The organism is Photobacterium rosenbergii, from assembly GCF_003026455.1.
GTDB classification, from domain to species: domain Bacteria; phylum Pseudomonadota; class Gammaproteobacteria; order Enterobacterales; family Vibrionaceae; genus Photobacterium; species Photobacterium rosenbergii.
Genome location: NZ_PYMB01000028.1, coordinates 17511 through 32805 on the forward strand (window position 1 = coordinate 17511; position 15295 = coordinate 32805).

The 15295-nt window shown below is 50.7% G+C and carries 17 protein-coding genes; 6 read left to right on the forward strand and 11 right to left on the reverse strand.

All coding sequences use genetic code 11. The features are described 5' to 3' along the window. Positions 1–28: 28 nt before the first annotated feature. Positions 29–1279, reverse strand: a complete 1251-nt coding sequence (locus tag C9J01_RS25960) for a uracil-xanthine permease family protein (RefSeq protein WP_107300991.1) — start codon at positions 1277–1279, stop codon at positions 29–31. A 293-nt stretch (positions 1280–1572) separates the two neighbouring features. Between C9J01_RS25960 and C9J01_RS25965 the strand changes: the two genes are divergently transcribed. Next, complete coding sequence (locus C9J01_RS25965; protein ID WP_107300992.1) at positions 1573–2829, forward strand: DUF2066 domain-containing protein; 1257 nt, start codon at positions 1573–1575, stop codon at positions 2827–2829. Positions 2830–2939: 110 nt separating this feature from the next. On the opposite strand, the gene C9J01_RS25970 is transcribed toward C9J01_RS25965, so the two are convergent. From C9J01_RS25970 to bepA, 4 genes are all read right to left on the reverse strand, one after another. Further along, positions 2940–3365 carry a DUF2069 domain-containing protein gene (locus C9J01_RS25970; protein ID WP_107300993.1) on the reverse strand — a complete coding sequence of 142 codons (426 nt, stop codon included), beginning with the start codon at positions 3363–3365 and terminating at the stop codon, positions 2940–2942. A 5-nt stretch (positions 3366–3370) separates the two neighbouring features. Further along, the gene (gene wrbA / locus C9J01_RS25975) at positions 3371–3952 is read right to left on the reverse strand and encodes an NAD(P)H:quinone oxidoreductase (RefSeq protein WP_107300994.1); all 582 of its coding nucleotides are present in this window, start codon (positions 3950–3952) and stop codon (positions 3371–3373) included. Positions 3953–3967: 15 nt separating this feature from the next. Continuing rightward, a complete protein-coding gene (arsC, locus tag C9J01_RS25980; protein ID WP_107301021.1) occupies positions 3968–4318 on the reverse strand; it encodes an arsenate reductase (glutaredoxin) in 351 nt (116 codons plus the stop codon). A 130-nt stretch (positions 4319–4448) separates the two neighbouring features. After that, positions 4449–5903: a beta-barrel assembly-enhancing protease gene (gene bepA / locus C9J01_RS25985; RefSeq protein ID WP_107300995.1), complete on the reverse strand. Its 1455-nt coding sequence runs from the start codon at positions 5901–5903 to the stop codon at positions 4449–4451. Positions 5904–6086: 183 nt separating this feature from the next. Here bepA and C9J01_RS25990 point away from each other — a divergent pair, with 183 nt between their 5' ends. From C9J01_RS25990 to C9J01_RS26000, 3 genes are all read left to right on the forward strand, one after another. Then, positions 6087–6314 (forward strand): sulfurtransferase TusA family protein, encoded by a 228-nt coding sequence (locus tag C9J01_RS25990; RefSeq protein WP_107300996.1) that lies wholly within the window; start codon positions 6087–6089, stop codon positions 6312–6314. A 7-nt stretch (positions 6315–6321) separates the two neighbouring features. Further along, complete coding sequence (locus tag C9J01_RS25995) at positions 6322–7398, forward strand: AI-2E family transporter (protein WP_107300997.1); 1077 nt, start codon at positions 6322–6324, stop codon at positions 7396–7398. 222 nt (positions 7399–7620) lie between these two features. Further along, positions 7621–8370: a sugar nucleotide-binding protein gene (locus C9J01_RS26000; RefSeq protein ID WP_107300998.1), complete on the forward strand. Its 750-nt coding sequence runs from the start codon at positions 7621–7623 to the stop codon at positions 8368–8370. A 122-nt stretch (positions 8371–8492) separates the two neighbouring features. Here the strand turns inward: C9J01_RS26000 and bcp are convergent, their stop codons facing one another. Then, complete coding sequence (gene bcp, locus C9J01_RS26005) at positions 8493–8963, reverse strand: thioredoxin-dependent thiol peroxidase (protein ID WP_107300999.1); 471 nt, start codon at positions 8961–8963, stop codon at positions 8493–8495. 10 nt (positions 8964–8973) lie between these two features. Next, complete coding sequence (locus C9J01_RS26010; protein ID WP_107301000.1) at positions 8974–9513, reverse strand: glycine cleavage system transcriptional repressor; 540 nt, start codon at positions 9511–9513, stop codon at positions 8974–8976. A gap of 313 nt (positions 9514–9826) precedes the next feature. Here C9J01_RS26010 and dapA point away from each other — a divergent pair, with 313 nt between their 5' ends. Next, positions 9827–10708 (forward strand): 4-hydroxy-tetrahydrodipicolinate synthase, encoded by an 882-nt coding sequence (dapA, locus tag C9J01_RS26015; RefSeq protein WP_107301001.1) that lies wholly within the window; start codon positions 9827–9829, stop codon positions 10706–10708. Positions 10709–10738: 30 nt separating this feature from the next. After that, a complete protein-coding gene (bamC, locus tag C9J01_RS26020; protein ID WP_107301002.1) occupies positions 10739–11767 on the forward strand; it encodes an outer membrane protein assembly factor BamC in 1029 nt (342 codons plus the stop codon). 117 nt (positions 11768–11884) lie between these two features. Here bamC and lipA read toward each other — a convergent pair whose 3' ends face one another. The 4 genes from lipA to C9J01_RS26040 all read right to left on the reverse strand — a co-directional run bounded on the left by lipA (position 11885) and on the right by C9J01_RS26040 (position 15257). Continuing rightward, entirely contained in the window at positions 11885–12856 is a 972-nt protein-coding gene (gene lipA, locus C9J01_RS26025) for a lipoyl synthase (RefSeq protein WP_107301003.1), read from the reverse strand. Continuing rightward, positions 12853–13500: a lipoyl(octanoyl) transferase LipB gene (gene lipB, locus C9J01_RS26030; RefSeq protein ID WP_107301022.1), complete on the reverse strand. Its 648-nt coding sequence runs from the start codon at positions 13498–13500 to the stop codon at positions 12853–12855. Before lipB ends, lipA begins: the two co-directional genes overlap by 4 nt. Before the next feature lie 133 nt (positions 13501–13633). After that, entirely contained in the window at positions 13634–13909 is a 276-nt protein-coding gene (gene ybeD / locus C9J01_RS26035) for a DUF493 family protein YbeD (RefSeq protein ID WP_036820956.1), read from the reverse strand. Positions 13910–14081: 172 nt separating this feature from the next. After that, positions 14082–15257 (reverse strand): serine hydrolase, encoded by a 1176-nt coding sequence (locus C9J01_RS26040; RefSeq protein ID WP_107301004.1) that lies wholly within the window; start codon positions 15255–15257, stop codon positions 14082–14084. Positions 15258–15295: the final 38 nt, after the last annotated feature.

The window sequence follows — 15295 nt, forward strand, 5'->3', positions numbered from 1 at the left end:
ACCTGGTACCCGGTTAACGGTTTATCGTTTATTTGTCTGACGCTTCCATTTGAGCATTATCGACCACATGGTTCTCACCAAGGTCATCCGGCAAGATAAGGTTCAGCAGGATTGCCACAATACCGCACAAGCTCACACCCTGTAGGCTGAACTCGCCGATACCGAAAGCCATACCACCGATACCAAATACCAGTGTTACCGCCACAATGACTAGGTTACGAGCCTTGTGCAAGTCAACTTGGTTTTTGATCAGGGTATTGAGGCCAACGGTGGCAATTGAGCCAAACAGCAGGATCATAATACCGCCCATTACCGGCACAGGGATGGTTTGCAGCACGGCACCTAGCTTACCGACAAACGCCAGAACCAGTGCTGTGACAGCAGCATAGGTCATGATCACGGGATTAAAGGCTTTGGTCAGCATTACGGCACCGGTCACCTCTGAGTAAGTGGTGTTTGGCGGCGCGCCGAACATCGAAGCAGCCATTGTTGCTACCCCGTCACCTGCCATGGTGCGGTGCAGGCCTGGTTTTTTCAGGTAGTCTTTACCGGTGACGTTAGAAATAGCCAGCATATCGCCAACGTGCTCAACGGCAGGGGCAATGGCAACTGGGATCATGAATAGCACGGCATTGATGTTGAACTCAGGGAAAGTGAAGTTAGGTAGCGCTAACCATGCAGCCTGCTGCACTGGTGTGAAGTCAACCACGCCGAAGCCAAGACTAACTAAGTAGCCTGCCACAATACCAGCCATAATCGGGACAAGCTTGAAAAAGCCTTTGGCAAAGACGCTGAAGCCGATGGTCACAAGCAGTGAAATCGCTGAGATCCATAAAGCAGCATCCCCGTTGACCAACTGCACTGCACCATCACCGGTTTTACCCAGCGCCATGTTGACCGCCGCTGGTGCCAGTCCCAAGCCGATAACCATGATCACCGGGCCAACCACAACCGGTGGTAGCAGTTTATGGATAATCGCTACGCCGCGCACCTTGATGATGGCACCCATACAAACGTAGATTACACCGGCCATCATTAGGCCACCCATGGTCGCAGGGATCCCCCAGGTTTGTACGCCATACATAATAGGGGCAATAAAAGCAAAAGAGGAGGCGAGGAAGATAGGGACGGAGCGTTTGGTGATGACTTGAAAGAGGAGAGTACCGATACCGGCACCAAAGAGGGCAACGTTAGGATCCAGCCCGGTAAGAAGCGGTACCAGAACCAATGCACCAAATGCAACGAAAAGCATTTGGGCACCCTGTAATATCTGCATCATGGTTGATTTCCACCCTGTCTGTAAAAAAAATCGCGGAATGTTATCACAGGGGCAACCGTTTACCTACGGCTAATCGGCAAAATGTGCCAAAAAAGGATCTCAGCATAATTTTGTGATGTATGTAATGAAATCTTACAGAACATTGACGTTGATTATTGTCATATAGCAAAGACTTATAAAAAGTTAGGAACAGAAAAATACAATTGAATGATTTTTTTGTGTTCGTAGCAGTTGCCCCGCAAGATATGTTCAATTTATGATCGGGCATTAACTTTAGTGATAATGAGTACTTTATGTTGCGTATTGCATTACTTTTCTTGGCACTTTTGGCTTTGCCGTTGAAGGCAGCCACGGTGACTAACCTTTATCAGGCGCAGGTTGCCTTGCCTGATACGGATCGCCAATCCGAACAAGCAGCCAGGAAGCAGGCCCTAGAGCAGGTACTGATCAAGGTATCGGGGCAGAGTGACATCGTTGAGAACGAAGTCGTTGCCAAAGCGCTTGGAAGCAGTAGCCAATACGTCAGCCAGTTCAGCTATGCCAACCGAGATGGCCAGCGCACCTTGCTGCTGACTTTTGATCGTAGCCGTATCCGTACCCTGCTGACTCAGGCCAACTCAACCTTCTGGAGTGAACAGCGCCCGAGTGTGTTGGTATGGTTGGTGGAAGATGCTAACCGCAGCCGTAACATTATCTGGGATCAGTCTAATAACGATTTAGCCAAGCTTATCCAGAGCGAAGGCGATCGCCGCGGTGTGCCCGTGATGATGCCAATCGGTGATTTTGAAGATGTCACGGCTATCAGCACGCCAGATATCTGGGGTGGCTTTGTCCAGCCGATCGCAACAACTAGCCAACGCTACCAGCCGCAAGCCGTGCTTGTGGTACGTGCCCGCCAGCAAGATGACGAACAAGTTGCGCTGAATTGGCAGCTTTACAGTGGAAATATCGACCAGCTTGCCCGTAACCAGGTCGCTCCATCCGAAGGCCGTAACAGCGGTGAAACGGTGACAGCGGTCGGCCAGATGGTCGATAGCGTGTCCGATATCCTTGGGGCTAAATATGCAGTGCCGCTAGGTGGCGATACCAGTGGTCAGTTGGCAGTAGTAGTTGAGAATATCCAATCATCGAAAGATTTCTTTACCTTGGAGCGTTTGATCACCAACCTGACATCGGTAGCCGGAGTGAATGCTTACCGTATTCAGGGAAACCGTGTTGAGTTTACGGTTCAACTGCTAAGTACTGAAGATGTGTTCCAGCGTGAACTGAGCCAGGACAGCCGCCTATCAGCGGTCACTGCGCCAGTGGCGGAGCAGTATGAACCTGCACCACAGCCAGAAGGTATGCTGCGAGCAACTGATATCTCGACTCAGGCCCCAGCAGATCAGCCAGCCCCAGAGGGTGATGAGTCATCAGAGGTAGATGTTTCTGGCACCGAACAACTGGATGGTGAGCCACAAGCTGTGAATACGCAGCTCGAAGTAAAGCCAGCCAAACAGGCAGCGGTCTTTAGCTGGTCGAATTCAGCGTCAACATCGGTTGCGCTGTAAGTGGCAGCCTAAGCAAATTATTGTGACATTAAAAAACGGTGGCCAAGGCCACCGTTTTGTTTATCACGCCTAACGCCTAACGCCTAACGCCTAACGCCTAACGCCTAGCGCTATTGCCCTTCATGGCGGGCCCTTTCCTCTTTTTCGACCAGGGAGAGCTTTTTCAGCTTGAGGCCCAACTCCCTGCCACGGTGGCGGGCAAACAAAATATTGGCTATGAAAGCTGCAGTTGTCAGTGATAACTCAATCAGTGCCAGCCAGCGCTCACCGTCATCGATCCACAAGATGGTCAGGGCATGGAGGAAATAGAACATCAGGATGAAGTTGGCCCAGGCATGAGTATAAGGCTTGCCCGCTAAAATCCCCTTGAGCGGAAGTAGCAAGGGAGCCATCCAGACCAGCGCCATTACCATGTTATTGAGGTGTGGGTGCGGGGAAAGGCTGGCTTGCCATAAGGCTACCCAAGCCAATAGGCCTAGGTTGCTGGAAACGGCGCTATAGCGTAGCAAGCGCGTTTTTTTCTGCATGACGGTCATGACTTCTATCCTTGTAATTTGCAGGCAGTTTCCGCCAGACGTTTACCACAGGCTTGGGCCAATTCACACTCTTCTGCACTCAACTGGCGCGATTGCTCATGGTTGAGGTGAGAAGGGCCGTAGGGAGTCCCTCCTGTTCCGGTTGTATGCAACGCCGGCTCTGAATAGGGTAGGCCGACAATCAACATGCCGTGATGCAGCAGCGGTAGCATCATCGATTGCAGGGTGGTTTCCTGTCCCCCGTGCATTGACGAAGAGGCGGTGAACACACAAGCCGGTTTGCCGATCAGGGTACCGCTCAGCCACTCGGCGCTGGTTGAGTCAATAAAATGCTTGAGCGGCGCGGCCATGTTGCCAAACCGGACCGGGCTACCGAGAGCCAGCCCTGCACATTGCTGCAGGTCGGTTTTGGTCACTAGCGGATCACCTGTGGCTTCAAGCTGCAGTTGACCGTCAGCGCCAAGCTCGGCGACAGTGCGCAATACAGCCTCGCAGCCAGCAACCTGCTCGATACCACGAGCAATTTGCCGCGCCAGCTGGCGAGTGGAGCCGTGGCGGCTGTAATACAACACGAGAATGCTATGCATAAGCGCCTCGAGAGATTAAAGGATGTCTAGGACTTGCTCTGGTGGGCGGCCCATGGCTGCACGGTCACCGTTAACGACAATAGGGCGCTCAATCAGTTTCGGATTGGCCGCCATTGCATCAATCAGTTGCTGCTCGGTGATGTCTGCGCCTCCAAGCTCCAACTCTTTGTACAGGGCTTCTTTGGTGCGCATCATCTCGCGAGCTGAGGTGTAGCCCAGCTGGCTCAACAAGGTTTGGATCTGCTCGGCTGAAGGGGTGTCATCGAGGTATTTGACGATGGTTGGGGTGATCCCTTTCTCTTCTAATAGCGCAAGGGTCTGGCGGCTTTTTGAGCAACGCGGGTTATGGTAAATGGTGACTGACATGGTACTTCCTTCTAAAAGGTAACCGGCGTGCTGGTCACGCCGGTTACAAATTGTTTTGATGATGTTGCCCCATTGTAGAACAGCTGTCATCAAGAAGGAATGCTAGGCTCCCTGTTCTTTGAGAGCGCGATCAGAGATTAGCAAAGCGCTGTCTGGCCAATCGAAGCTGATCTATCCGGGCATCATAGCGGGCCTGATCCAGTGAATTGACTTCAACAATTTGGCTAGCTTGGATATACATCTGGATAGCCTTTTCCCATGCCCCGCGTAGGGCAAGCAATTCGGCCCTGGCTGCGAGTTCGGCATCCCGGCGGCCATTGGCAGCCTGCGCCTGTGCTAACAAGTGCCAACCGTTAGGATCTTCCGGGTTGTCATAGGTATAGCGGGTAAGGATTGGGATACTCTCATTGTTACGATCCGCTTCCTGAAGGGCATTGGCCAGGTTCAGGCGTAATACCTTGTTGTTAGGGTTAGCCCTCTGTGCTGCTTCTAGGCGGTTGATGGCACGGTCATATTTCTTCTGATGCAGGTCGAGATCAGTGGCCGAGTCGATATAGAAACGGTTATTTGGCTCTTTGGCTAATAGCGGATCAAGCAAGGCATGGGCTTTCTCGTATTGCTCTGAATCGATATAGACCAGCGCCTTTCCGTAGGCGATAGCATCCTTGGTTACGGCATTGCTCCGCTTCTCCTGGCGTTCGAACCAGTCAAGGGCTGCACTACTGTCGATACCGGCATAGCGGGCGACGATCCGGGACCTTGCCAACTGGTAGCGCTTCGAGGTTGCGACTTGCCGGGCCGGGAATTGGTTGGCGCGGCTGCGGCTATCCGTTATACGGGACTCTGGCAATGGGTGAGTCAGCAACATTGGTGGAGGCGTACTGACATAGCGGTACTGGTCAGCGAGACGGCCAAAGAAACGTGGCATGGCCTGCACATCAAAGCCGGCTTTGGACAAAGTGGCTATACCGATCCGGTCAGCTTCTTTTTCATTGCTACGGGTGTAGTTGATTTGGCCCTGAGCCGATGCTGCCGTCGTCGCATGTATCGCTGCGATACCGGCTTCCGGTGATGCAATGGCTAGCATCATGGAACCAATTAGTGCAGCCAATGTGGCCGGTGATTTCCTCGCCTGATCTTCCATACTGCGGGCAAGGTGGCGCTGGGTGACGTGGGCGATTTCGTGCGCCACAACCGAGGCTAATTCACTTTCGGTTTTAGCATGGAGGAATAACCCGGAATGGATAGCAACATGGCCGCCGAAGAAAGCGAAGGCATTGATATCCCGGTTCTGGATCATGAAAAAGTTGAACGGGGTTCGGACATCGTTGGCGTTGGCGACGAGGCGGTGACCAAGATCACTAATATATTCGGATAGGAGCGGGTCGCTAATCACTGGCATACTAGCCCGGATCATTCGCATATAAGCGTCGCCGTATTCCATTTCCTTTTCAATGCTGAGCGTTGCCGCTGCCGCCGTGCCGATATCGGGCAGGCTGCTCAAATCGTTGGCCGGAGCCGCAATGCTAGTGCCAAGTAGAGCACTGATAAGAAGATAGGCTGGCGCCTTAGCAAATCGAAACATAGTAATAATTGATACCGCCTTCTGTTGCGTGTTCCTGCATTCGCACTACTGCGAGGCTAAATCTTTCCTGAATAACGCTGTTTTTCACTAAGGTCAGACAGCGAAACCTTTGACAGGTTTCTTTTTTGTCGTTCGAATGTCCTTTACAATAACCTGATGGATGATATTTGTCAGTATACCGGAATGGAACCTGTATTGCTTAATTTGACGACGGAACGCTGCCCGATGGCATTGCTATTGGCAAAAAGGGCGGCCCAGTCGCTTAATGTGGGCGACAAGCTAGAAATTCATATCACTGACACAGGGGCACGGCAGGATATTCCCCGCTACCTCTCAAACCATGGCTTTATCATTGATGTACAGTTGGACAACCGACAGGTACTTGAAATTATTGTGACCAAAAGGCAGTAAACATTTTATGCTGGATATGCTGACTCGCTGGTATAAGCGACGATTTTCCGATCCCCACGCCGTGAGCTTGGTAGCTATTCTGTTAGGTGGCTTCCTGACTATCTACTTCTTCGGTAACCTGATTGCACCATTGCTGGTGGCGATTGTCCTCGCCTACCTGCTTGAATGGCCTGTGATGCAACTGACACGCTTGGGGCTACCAAGAACGCTGTCAGTGATGGGTGTGCTGCTCATTTTTGCCGGTGTAATGGTGATGGCTGTATTTGGCCTGGTACCGACAATTTGGCATCAGGTGGGTAATTTGATTGCCGATGTGCCGAATATGTTCAATGGTCTGCAGGAATATGTATCGAGCCTACCTGATCGCTACCCTGATTTTGTCCAGCCGCATCAAGTCTCTACCTTTATGGTCACCCTGAGAGAAAAGGTGCTTGGGTTGGGTGAAAGTGCCGTTAAGGGATCGTTGGCGTCATTGGTTAGCCTAGCCACCCTGGCCGTTTACCTGATTTTGGTCCCTTTGCTGGTGTTCTTCCTGCTTAAGGACAAGGAAGAGATGCTCGAGATGCTCAGTGGCCTGCTGCCAAAGAACCGCCGCCTAACCAGCAAAGTTGGGGCAGAAATGAACCAGCAGATCTCAAACTACATTCGTGGCAAGGTCACCGAAATCTTTATAGTTGGTATTGTCAGTTACATCACGTTCGCACTGATGGATTTGCGTTATGCGGTATTGCTCGGGGTGTTGGTTGGTTTCTCGGTATTGATCCCGTATATCGGTGCTGCCGCAGTCACCCTGCCGGTGGCGATGGTAGGTTTGTTCCAATGGGGGATCAGCCCCGAGTTCTGGTGGTTGCTGGTGGCCTACGGCATTATCCAGGCCCTGGACGGTAACGTACTGGTACCAATCCTGTTCTCTGAAGCGGTTAACCTGCACCCGGTGGCAATTATTGTTGCAGTCTTGGTGTTTGGTGGCATGTGGGGCTTCTGGGGCGTATTCTTTGCTATCCCATTGGCGACCTTAGTCAAGGCTGTATGGAATGCCCTGCCGGCCACTGAACCGCCAATAGAAGAGCACCTCGAAGAATAGCGAGTACACCTCAAATTGATATCCACACAAAGGTCGCGGCAGCGGCCTTTTTGTTATTCGTTGGTTCCAGTATTTTCGGCGCAAAACTGGAGGCAGACAGCAATTGGGTTCGCTTTGCTGCTACAAAGTGTGCCCAGCATCAGGGAATAGCAGGCATTTTATTGAGCAATATATTAGCTGTGATTAACTGGATATGGGCTATTTCAAGGGCAGTGCTACGTGATGAAAACAGTTTTAATGACAGGATTAACCGGAACACTCGGACCTATAGTAGCGGCGCAGTTCAGGCTCCGTGGTTGGGAAGTCATAGAGTGGAACCATCACCATGTTTCTCCTGAGGATGAAGAGCGGAGTGAATCGTTCTGGCAAAGCCTTCATATTGATGCCGTGTGCCATATGGCGATGGGGAGTGAAGAGTGGGCGGGATGGCTTGCACAGCGGTGTGCCTGGCGAAAAATCCCTTATCTATTTGTCAGTACCGCAATGGTCTTTGATAGCGAGCAGGATGGCCCCTACGGAATTTTTCAGGATAGGAATGCAAAAGACGCATATGGGCAATATAAGATCCGTTGTGAAGAGGCGATCTGGAAGGTGAACCCCAATGCAATGATTGCCCGGATTGGCTGGCAGTTTCATGACGGGGGGGAAGGCAATAATATGCTGGCTCACCTAGAACAACAGAATAATGAGCATGGGGTTATCAGGGCAAGTGTGGGTTGGTTTCCCGCAACCTCACATATGGAAGATACGGCTTTCGCCTTTTTACAATTGATAGAGCGGAACGACGCCGGGCTTTATCATCTCGACAGTAATGCCAATGACCGTTGGAGCTTCTTTGAACTGGCCTGCGCCCTCAATAATCATTTCAAAAAAGGTTGGCGAATTATTCCAAGTGAAGATTATCACCATGATCAACGCCTGAAAGATGAACGAATAGCTTTGCCGCCTTTGAGCGCGCGCTTTAACGCCTAACACTCAGATGGCAATGTTTGACTTGCCACATTTTCGAACTCAGTTAGACAATGGCTAATATAAAAAAAGCGCCACTTGCAATAGGGCAAGTAGCGCTCTTCATAGATACCAGAGAGGGACGATTAGCTGTTCTCTTTCAGGTAAGCTAATACAACTTCATGGTGATCTTTGGTCTTGAACTTGTTGAAGACATGTTCAATCACACCGTTTTCATCAATCAGGAAGCTGATGCGGTGCAGTCCATCATAGACTTTGCCCATGAACTTCTTCTCGCCCCACACACCAAACTGATCAGCCACAGCGTGATCTTCATCCGACAGCAGGGTGAAGTTGAGGTTATCGCGTTCGATAAATTTCGGCAGGCGCTTGACGGCATCGATACTGATACCCAGCACTTCGACATTGAATTCGTCTAACTCAGCTTTACTATCACGTAGGCCGCAAGCCTGAACCGTACAACCCGGCGTCATGGCTTTCGGGTAGAAGTAAGCGAGGACTTTCTTACCTTTAAAGTCAGCCAGGCTGACAGGCTCGTCATTTTGGTTTTGCAGAGTGAAGGCTGGCGCAGGCGTACCGGCGGTCAAAGTCTTCATAGTGGATTCCTTATTGATTATGGCCGACGAAAGTCACGTTGCCGCTGACGACCAAGTCTTGGCAAAGTGCTTCAAATTCTTCTTGTAAGGTCATTAGGTTACAGCCTTCAGGCAGGTTTGTCCCGATCTGCAGCTGAAATCTATTGGGAGAGCCATCCTGATTGCTCTCCTGGGTATGGGCGCTGAGTGAAGCGATGTCGATTGCCCTAGAAGCAAAGAAGCGGGTGAACTGTTCGATCAAGCCTGGGCTGTCATTGGCCTCTATTTGGAAGTCAGCGGTGTAGGCAAAATGACGGTATTCGTGTTTGGTAGTGCGTTTCATCACTGTCAGCAAGTCATGCTCACTGGCCTTTAGCGGTAAGGTGGACTCAACTCGAGAAATGGCATTGGCAGAGCCTGACAGCAGCATGATTAGGGTAAATTCTTGGCCGAAGAGGGCCAGTCGGCTGTCAACGATGTTGCAGTTGCAAAGGGTGATGAGCCGGGTGACTTCATCCGAGATGCCCGGGCGGTCGGTGCCAACCGCTGTTACGACGAGATAATGTTCCATATATTTACATCACATTTTGAATACCTTCTGCATGTTAGCACAGACCGGTTAGCTGAAAAGGAATATCTCCTGCAGATGCAAAAAGTGAACGATTGCATATTAGACGGTGATTTGCCGCGCATTATTAGCAGCAAAAAAGTAGATGTAAAAGTGAGCTGTTGGCAAAGAGTTAGCTATCACTGATTTACATACTTCTGTCTTGAGTTTACTGTTACTGAAAAGTAGTATGGTTTGTCTTGGCCGCTTGATTATTCGCTTATCCAGCATAAATTCATGACGAGGCCAGGGATATATTTATTCAGGGGAGATGGACATGTTTTCAGGAAGCATGGTAGCGCTAATTACACCGCTCGACGAAGCCGGTGAAGTTGATTACGCCAGTTTGGCGTCACTTGTAGAATACCACATTGCCGCAGGCACCGATGCGATTGTCGCAGTCGGCACAACCGGCGAGTCAGCCACACTGACTGTCGACGAGCATGTCAAGGTGGTATTGAAAACCTTGGAATATGCACAGGGCCGCGTGCCGGTCATTGCAGGTACCGGGGCCAATGCGACGCATGAAGCCATCACCTTTAGCAAACTCTTTTCTGGCACAGGTGTTGCGGGTTGTTTGACCGTCACACCTTACTATAACAAGCCAACCCAAGAAGGCCTGTACCAGCACTTCAAAGCGATTGCTGAAGCAACCGACCTGCCTCAGATCCTATACAATGTACCTGGGCGTACTGCTGTTGACCTGTTGCCAGAAACCGTGGCTCGATTGGCGAAGATTGATAACATCGTCGGTATTAAAGATGCGACAGCTGATTTGTCCCGTGTCCAGAAAACCCGGGAACTTTGTGGCGATGATTTTATCCAACTAAGCGGTGATGATGCCACAGGGTTGGATTTCGTTGCTGAAGGTGGCCATGGTGTGATTTCAGTCACAGCTAACGTAGCAGCAGCAGATATGTCACAGATGTTCAAATTGGCGCTGTCAGGCCAGATGGATGCTGCTATTGATATCAACCAACGATTGATGCCACTTCACAAGCAATTGTTTGTCGAATCCAACCCTATCCCGGTAAAATGGGCGGCTCATCAGCTTGGTCTTGTCTCGTATGGTACGCTTCGCCTGCCATTGACAGAGCTGAGCGAATCTGCCCAACCAGTAGTAGCCGAAGCACTCAAGGATGCGAACGTACTGCTGTAATTTGCTAGAGCGTAGGAGCGCAGAAGCGTAATGAATTATAAGTATAAGCTGGTGGCGGCTGCCGTTGCAGTAGTAACACTGGCTGGTTGCTCTGATGGCGCCGAACGTCGCCGTCAGGCTAATCAGGATTTTAATTACCTCAATACCCAACCGTTGGAAAGCTGGACATTGCCTAGCGATGCCCAGTCAGGGCAGGTCAGTGACTACGACATTCCGGCTGGTGAGTATCAGGGTGCCATTGGCTCTGGGGTTGATATCCGCCCGCCGCAACAGGTACTGGCGTTGATCCCGGGTGCACGAGCGCTGCGTGACAATGATGGTGTGACCTTGGTGATGGTCAAGCAGGAAGATCTGACCGATGTATGGTCGGTGACCCGTAAATTGATTGCCGAGCAAAACATCGCCCTGAGAAGCCAGAGTGCCGATGTGCTTGAGACTGACTGGATCAGCTGGAACAACGAAGATGAGGATACCGAAATCGGTAGCCGTTATCGCATCGAAAAATCTGCCGATGGTGGTCGCTATAGCTACCGGATCATGCTGGTTGACTGGCGTGAAGGTGGTGTTGAGCAAACGGTTAGCGTTGAGAACAAAGAGCGCTACAGTATCCTGATGACCAATCTGGTGACATCTCGCTACGATGAACAGGAGCGTGAGCAGGCCCGTTTACGAGCTCAGGAGTTGATCAAGCAGATCCCTATCTCTATGGGACAGGACCGTAGCGGTCTGCCGGTGATTATTGCCCGTGCACCGTACAACGTGTTCTGGGAACGTCTACCAGAGGTATTGGGCCAACTTGGCTTCACGGTTGAAGGCCGTAACCGCTCGCAGGGTGTGGTCGAGGTACAGTTCAAATCGCCAGAGGATGAGTTCTGGGCAGATCTAGGCACTCAGCCGATTGAACTAGAAAACCGTGCTTATAATTTACAGCTAGGTGATTTGGGCAACCGAACGTCTATCAACATTACTGATACCGACGGCAAACCTGTTACCGAGCAAGCGTTGAATAGCCTTGCACCTGTAATGGCAGCCGCTATCGAGCGAGCCAACCAAGGCTAAGCCATAAAATAGATAGCAATAAAAAACGCAGCTGGTCCAGCTGCGTTTTTTTATGTGCGTAATAAGCCAATGCAGCCAAGTACCCCGTAGGGAAGGCACTTGGCTGTCATCTCATGCTTATTTCACTTCTTCGCCTTTGGCCTGCATATCAGCATGGTAAGAAGAGCGAACGAACGGGCCACATGCGGCATGGGTAAAGCCAAGCTCAAGGGCAATTTCTTTCAGCTCATCGAATTCAGCAGGCGGCACGTAGCGCTCAACCGGTAGGTGGTGGCGGCTAGGTGCTAGGTATTGACCCAGTGTCAGCATGGTTACACCGTGGGCACGAAGATCTTTCAGTACCTCGATGATCTCTTCTTTGGTTTCACCCAAACCCATCATCAGACCTGACTTGGTCGGTACTTCAGGGTGCATTTCCTTGAACTTTTTCAGCAGGTCTAGTGACCACTGGTAATTCGCACCAGGACGAGCCTTACGGTATAGGCGAGGAGCGGTTTCAAGGTTGTGGTTGAATACATCTGGCGGATTGTCACGCAAGATGTTCAGCGCGCGGTCCATACGACCACGGAAATCAGGTACCAGAGTCTCAATTTTGATCTCTGGGCTAAGCGCACGAATTTCACGGGTACAATCAGCGAAATGCTGGGCACCGCCATCACGCAGGTCATCACGGTCTACAGAAGTCACTACAACATAGCGAAGCTTCATGTCTGCGATCGTTTTGGCTAGATGCTGCGGCTCTTCGGCATTAGGCGGCAGTGGGCGGCCGTGTGCAACGTCACAGAATGGGCAGCGACGGGTACAGATCGCACCGAGGATCATAAAGGTTGCCGTGCCGTGGTTGAAACACTCTGCCAAGTTCGGACAAGAAGCTTCCTCACATACTGAGTGCAGCTTGTTCTTGCGCATCGCAGACTTAATGTCCTGGATACGCTTGCTGTCTGAAGGAAGTTTGATCTTCATCCACTCTGGCTTGCGCAGTACTTCTTTCGGCGCTTCCTCAACCTCGACATTACGGGTTGGGATCAGGGCCATCTTGTCGGCATCACGGTATTTGACACCTTGTTCAATTTTGATTGGTTTACTCATGAATTGCTTTCCGTTTTCCACTCAATGCTCTGGTAATCGAGCAGGTTGACCAGCTCTTCTACAAGTACAGGCTGAATTTCCGCTAGTTCAGATGGCCCATTCAATAACGCTGTTTGCGTCATTTCCATCCCTGCATAACCGCATGGGTTGATGCGAAGGAAAGGTGCCAAATCCATATTGATATTGAGTGCCAGACCGTGAAAAGAGCAGCCGCGTCTGATCCGTAGTCCAAGTGAACATATCTTCTGACCGGAGACATAGACACCCGGCGCATCAGGGCGGGCATTGGACTCAATCCCGAAATGGGAAAGGGTCTTGATAATTGTATTTTCAATATGCGTGACCAGGTCGCGCACACCCATTTTCTTTCGACGCAGGTCGACAAGGACATAGGCAACGAGTTGGCCTGGCCCGTGATAGGTAACCTGACCACCACGATCGCTTTGCACCACGGGGATATCCCCGGTGTTGAGCAGGTGCTCGGCTTTGCCTGCCTGACCTTGGGTAAACACAGGATTGTGTTCAACCAGCCAGACTTCGTCCGTGGTTTCCGGGCTACGTTCGTCGGTGAACTTATGCATAGCCTGCCAGATTGGTTGGTAATCTTGGCGGCCGAGGTTGCGAATTATAATCTTATTTTGCAATGTCACACCCATTTAGTCATTTGGCGAAGCCTGAAAAACTGACACCCCGCATGGGTGTTCAATACCGATTGGTATTATAAAACTTGGCGGCTGAATTTACAGCCGCCAATTTTATAGGGGATTAGGGTAGTGCTTACAACACGACACGGACAATGTCGATTTCACCCAGTTCTTTGTACAGGGTTTCTACCTGTTCAATAGAAGTTGCTGTGATAGAAACAGACACGGCACTGTAGGTCCCTTTGCCACTTGGCTTAACGTCCGGGGTGTAGTCGCCCGGTGCGTGACGCTGGATCACCTCAACAACCAGATCTGGGAGTTCAGGTTTGTTGTAACCCATCACCTTGTAAGTGAACTTACATGGGAACTCTAGAAGATCTTTAAGTTTTGGCTGCTCTTGCTGCTGCATGCTGAACTCCGAGTATTTGCATTCATTTTGCGATGTTAGCCGAGCATATTAATGGGTATAGGGCTTTTTCACAAGTCATCAGGTGGGCTCTCAAATGGACGAAAAAGAAAGAGGCAACCCAAGGTTGCCTCTTTTCTTTATTTATCGGGATGTTATATCCGCTATCGCTGAATTAGCTCAACCAGCCCTTGAATAGCAGCATGATGTAATCAATCAGGCGGCTGAACATGCTACCTTCTTTGATGTCATCCAAGGCTAGCAGCGGGTACTCGGCAATATCTTCATCACCGACACGGTAGTAAAGCTTACCGACGACATCACCTTTGCTGATTGGCGCTTTAAGCTCTTTTTCTAGCACAAAGCTTGCTGTCAAATCTTTAGTCTGACCGCGAGGAAGCGTCACGAAAGTATCTTCGCTTACGCCAAGGGAGACCTCGTCTTTGTCACCCATCCAGACTTTCTCGGTCACAAAGGTTTCGTTGGCTTTGTGAGGAGAAACCGTTTCAAAGAAACGGAAGCCGTAGTTCAGCAGTTTCTTGCTCTCTGCTTTACGGGCGTTCGGGTTACTGGTGCCCATTACCACCGCGATTAGGCGCATCTGGCCTTCGGTTGCGGTGCTAACCAAGCTGTAGCCGGCATTGTTGGTATGGCCGGTTTTCAGGCCGTCAACGTTGAGGCTTTTATCCCACAGTAGGCTGTTACGGTTGTACTGGGTGATACCGTTGTAGGTGAAAGACTTCTCTTTGTAGATCGCGAACTCGTCTGGCACGTCACGGATAAGGCCCTGGGCAAGTAGCGCCATATCATACGGCGTTGTGTATAGGTCAGGGTTATCTAGGCCATGGACATTGGCAAAGTGGGTAGAGTCCATACCCAAGGTCTTAGCCCAAGCATTCATTAGATCGACGAAAGAGTCTTCAGAACCCGCAACATGCTCAGCCATGGCAACACAGGCATCGTTGCCTGATTGGATGATGATGCCACGGTTAAGATCTGAAACTTTTACTTCGCTACCGACTTCGATGAACATCTTTGAAGAACCCGGGAAGTTCTTGGCCCAGGCATTCTTGCTGATCACCACAGTGTCATCCATGGAGATATTGCCACGGTTAACTTCTTGGCCGATAACGTAGCTTGTCATCATTTTGGTCAAGCTGGCAGGCGGGATTTGATCGTATTCTTTGTTGCCAGCCAGGATCTTGCCTGAATGGTAGTCCATTAGGACATAGCCCTTGGCAGCAATCTGAGGAGCTTCAGGTACTACAGCTGGGGCAGCCGCTGCTGTTGCTGAAGCCAGCAAGGTTGCCGAAATAGCAACAGAGCGAAAAAGTGCAGCAGATTTTTTCATGTTGGTTGTAACTTAATTTGTCGAATGTAAAAAACTTC

Coding starts and splice junctions, on each gene's coding strand:
- C9J01_RS25960 (WP_107300991.1), bottom strand. CDS start 1,279: ATGATGCAGATATTACAGGGTGCCCAAATGCTTTTCGTTGCATTTGGT.
- C9J01_RS25965 (WP_107300992.1), top strand. CDS start 1,573: ATGTTGCGTATTGCATTACTTTTCTTGGCACTTTTGGCTTTGCCGTTG.
- C9J01_RS25970 (WP_107300993.1), bottom strand. CDS start 3,365: ATGACCGTCATGCAGAAAAAAACGCGCTTGCTACGCTATAGCGCCGTT.
- wrbA (WP_107300994.1), bottom strand. CDS start 3,952: ATGCATAGCATTCTCGTGTTGTATTACAGCCGCCACGGCTCCACTCGC.
- arsC (WP_107301021.1), bottom strand. CDS start 4,318: ATGTCAGTCACCATTTACCATAACCCGCGTTGCTCAAAAAGCCGCCAG.
- bepA (WP_107300995.1), bottom strand. CDS start 5,903: ATGTTTCGATTTGCTAAGGCGCCAGCCTATCTTCTTATCAGTGCTCTA.
- C9J01_RS25990 (WP_107300996.1), top strand. CDS start 6,087: ATGGAACCTGTATTGCTTAATTTGACGACGGAACGCTGCCCGATGGCA.
- C9J01_RS25995 (WP_107300997.1), top strand. CDS start 6,322: ATGCTGGATATGCTGACTCGCTGGTATAAGCGACGATTTTCCGATCCC.
- C9J01_RS26000 (WP_107300998.1), top strand. CDS start 7,621: ATGAAAACAGTTTTAATGACAGGATTAACCGGAACACTCGGACCTATA.
- bcp (WP_107300999.1), bottom strand. CDS start 8,963: ATGAAGACTTTGACCGCCGGTACGCCTGCGCCAGCCTTCACTCTGCAA.
- C9J01_RS26010 (WP_107301000.1), bottom strand. CDS start 9,513: ATGGAACATTATCTCGTCGTAACAGCGGTTGGCACCGACCGCCCGGGC.
- dapA (WP_107301001.1), top strand. CDS start 9,827: ATGTTTTCAGGAAGCATGGTAGCGCTAATTACACCGCTCGACGAAGCC.
- bamC (WP_107301002.1), top strand. CDS start 10,739: ATGAATTATAAGTATAAGCTGGTGGCGGCTGCCGTTGCAGTAGTAACA.
- lipA (WP_107301003.1), bottom strand. CDS start 12,856: ATGAGTAAACCAATCAAAATTGAACAAGGTGTCAAATACCGTGATGCC.
- ybeD (WP_036820956.1), bottom strand. CDS start 13,909: ATGCAGCAGCAAGAGCAGCCAAAACTTAAAGATCTTCTAGAGTTCCCA.
- C9J01_RS26040 (WP_107301004.1), bottom strand. CDS start 15,257: ATGAAAAAATCTGCTGCACTTTTTCGCTCTGTTGCTATTTCGGCAACC.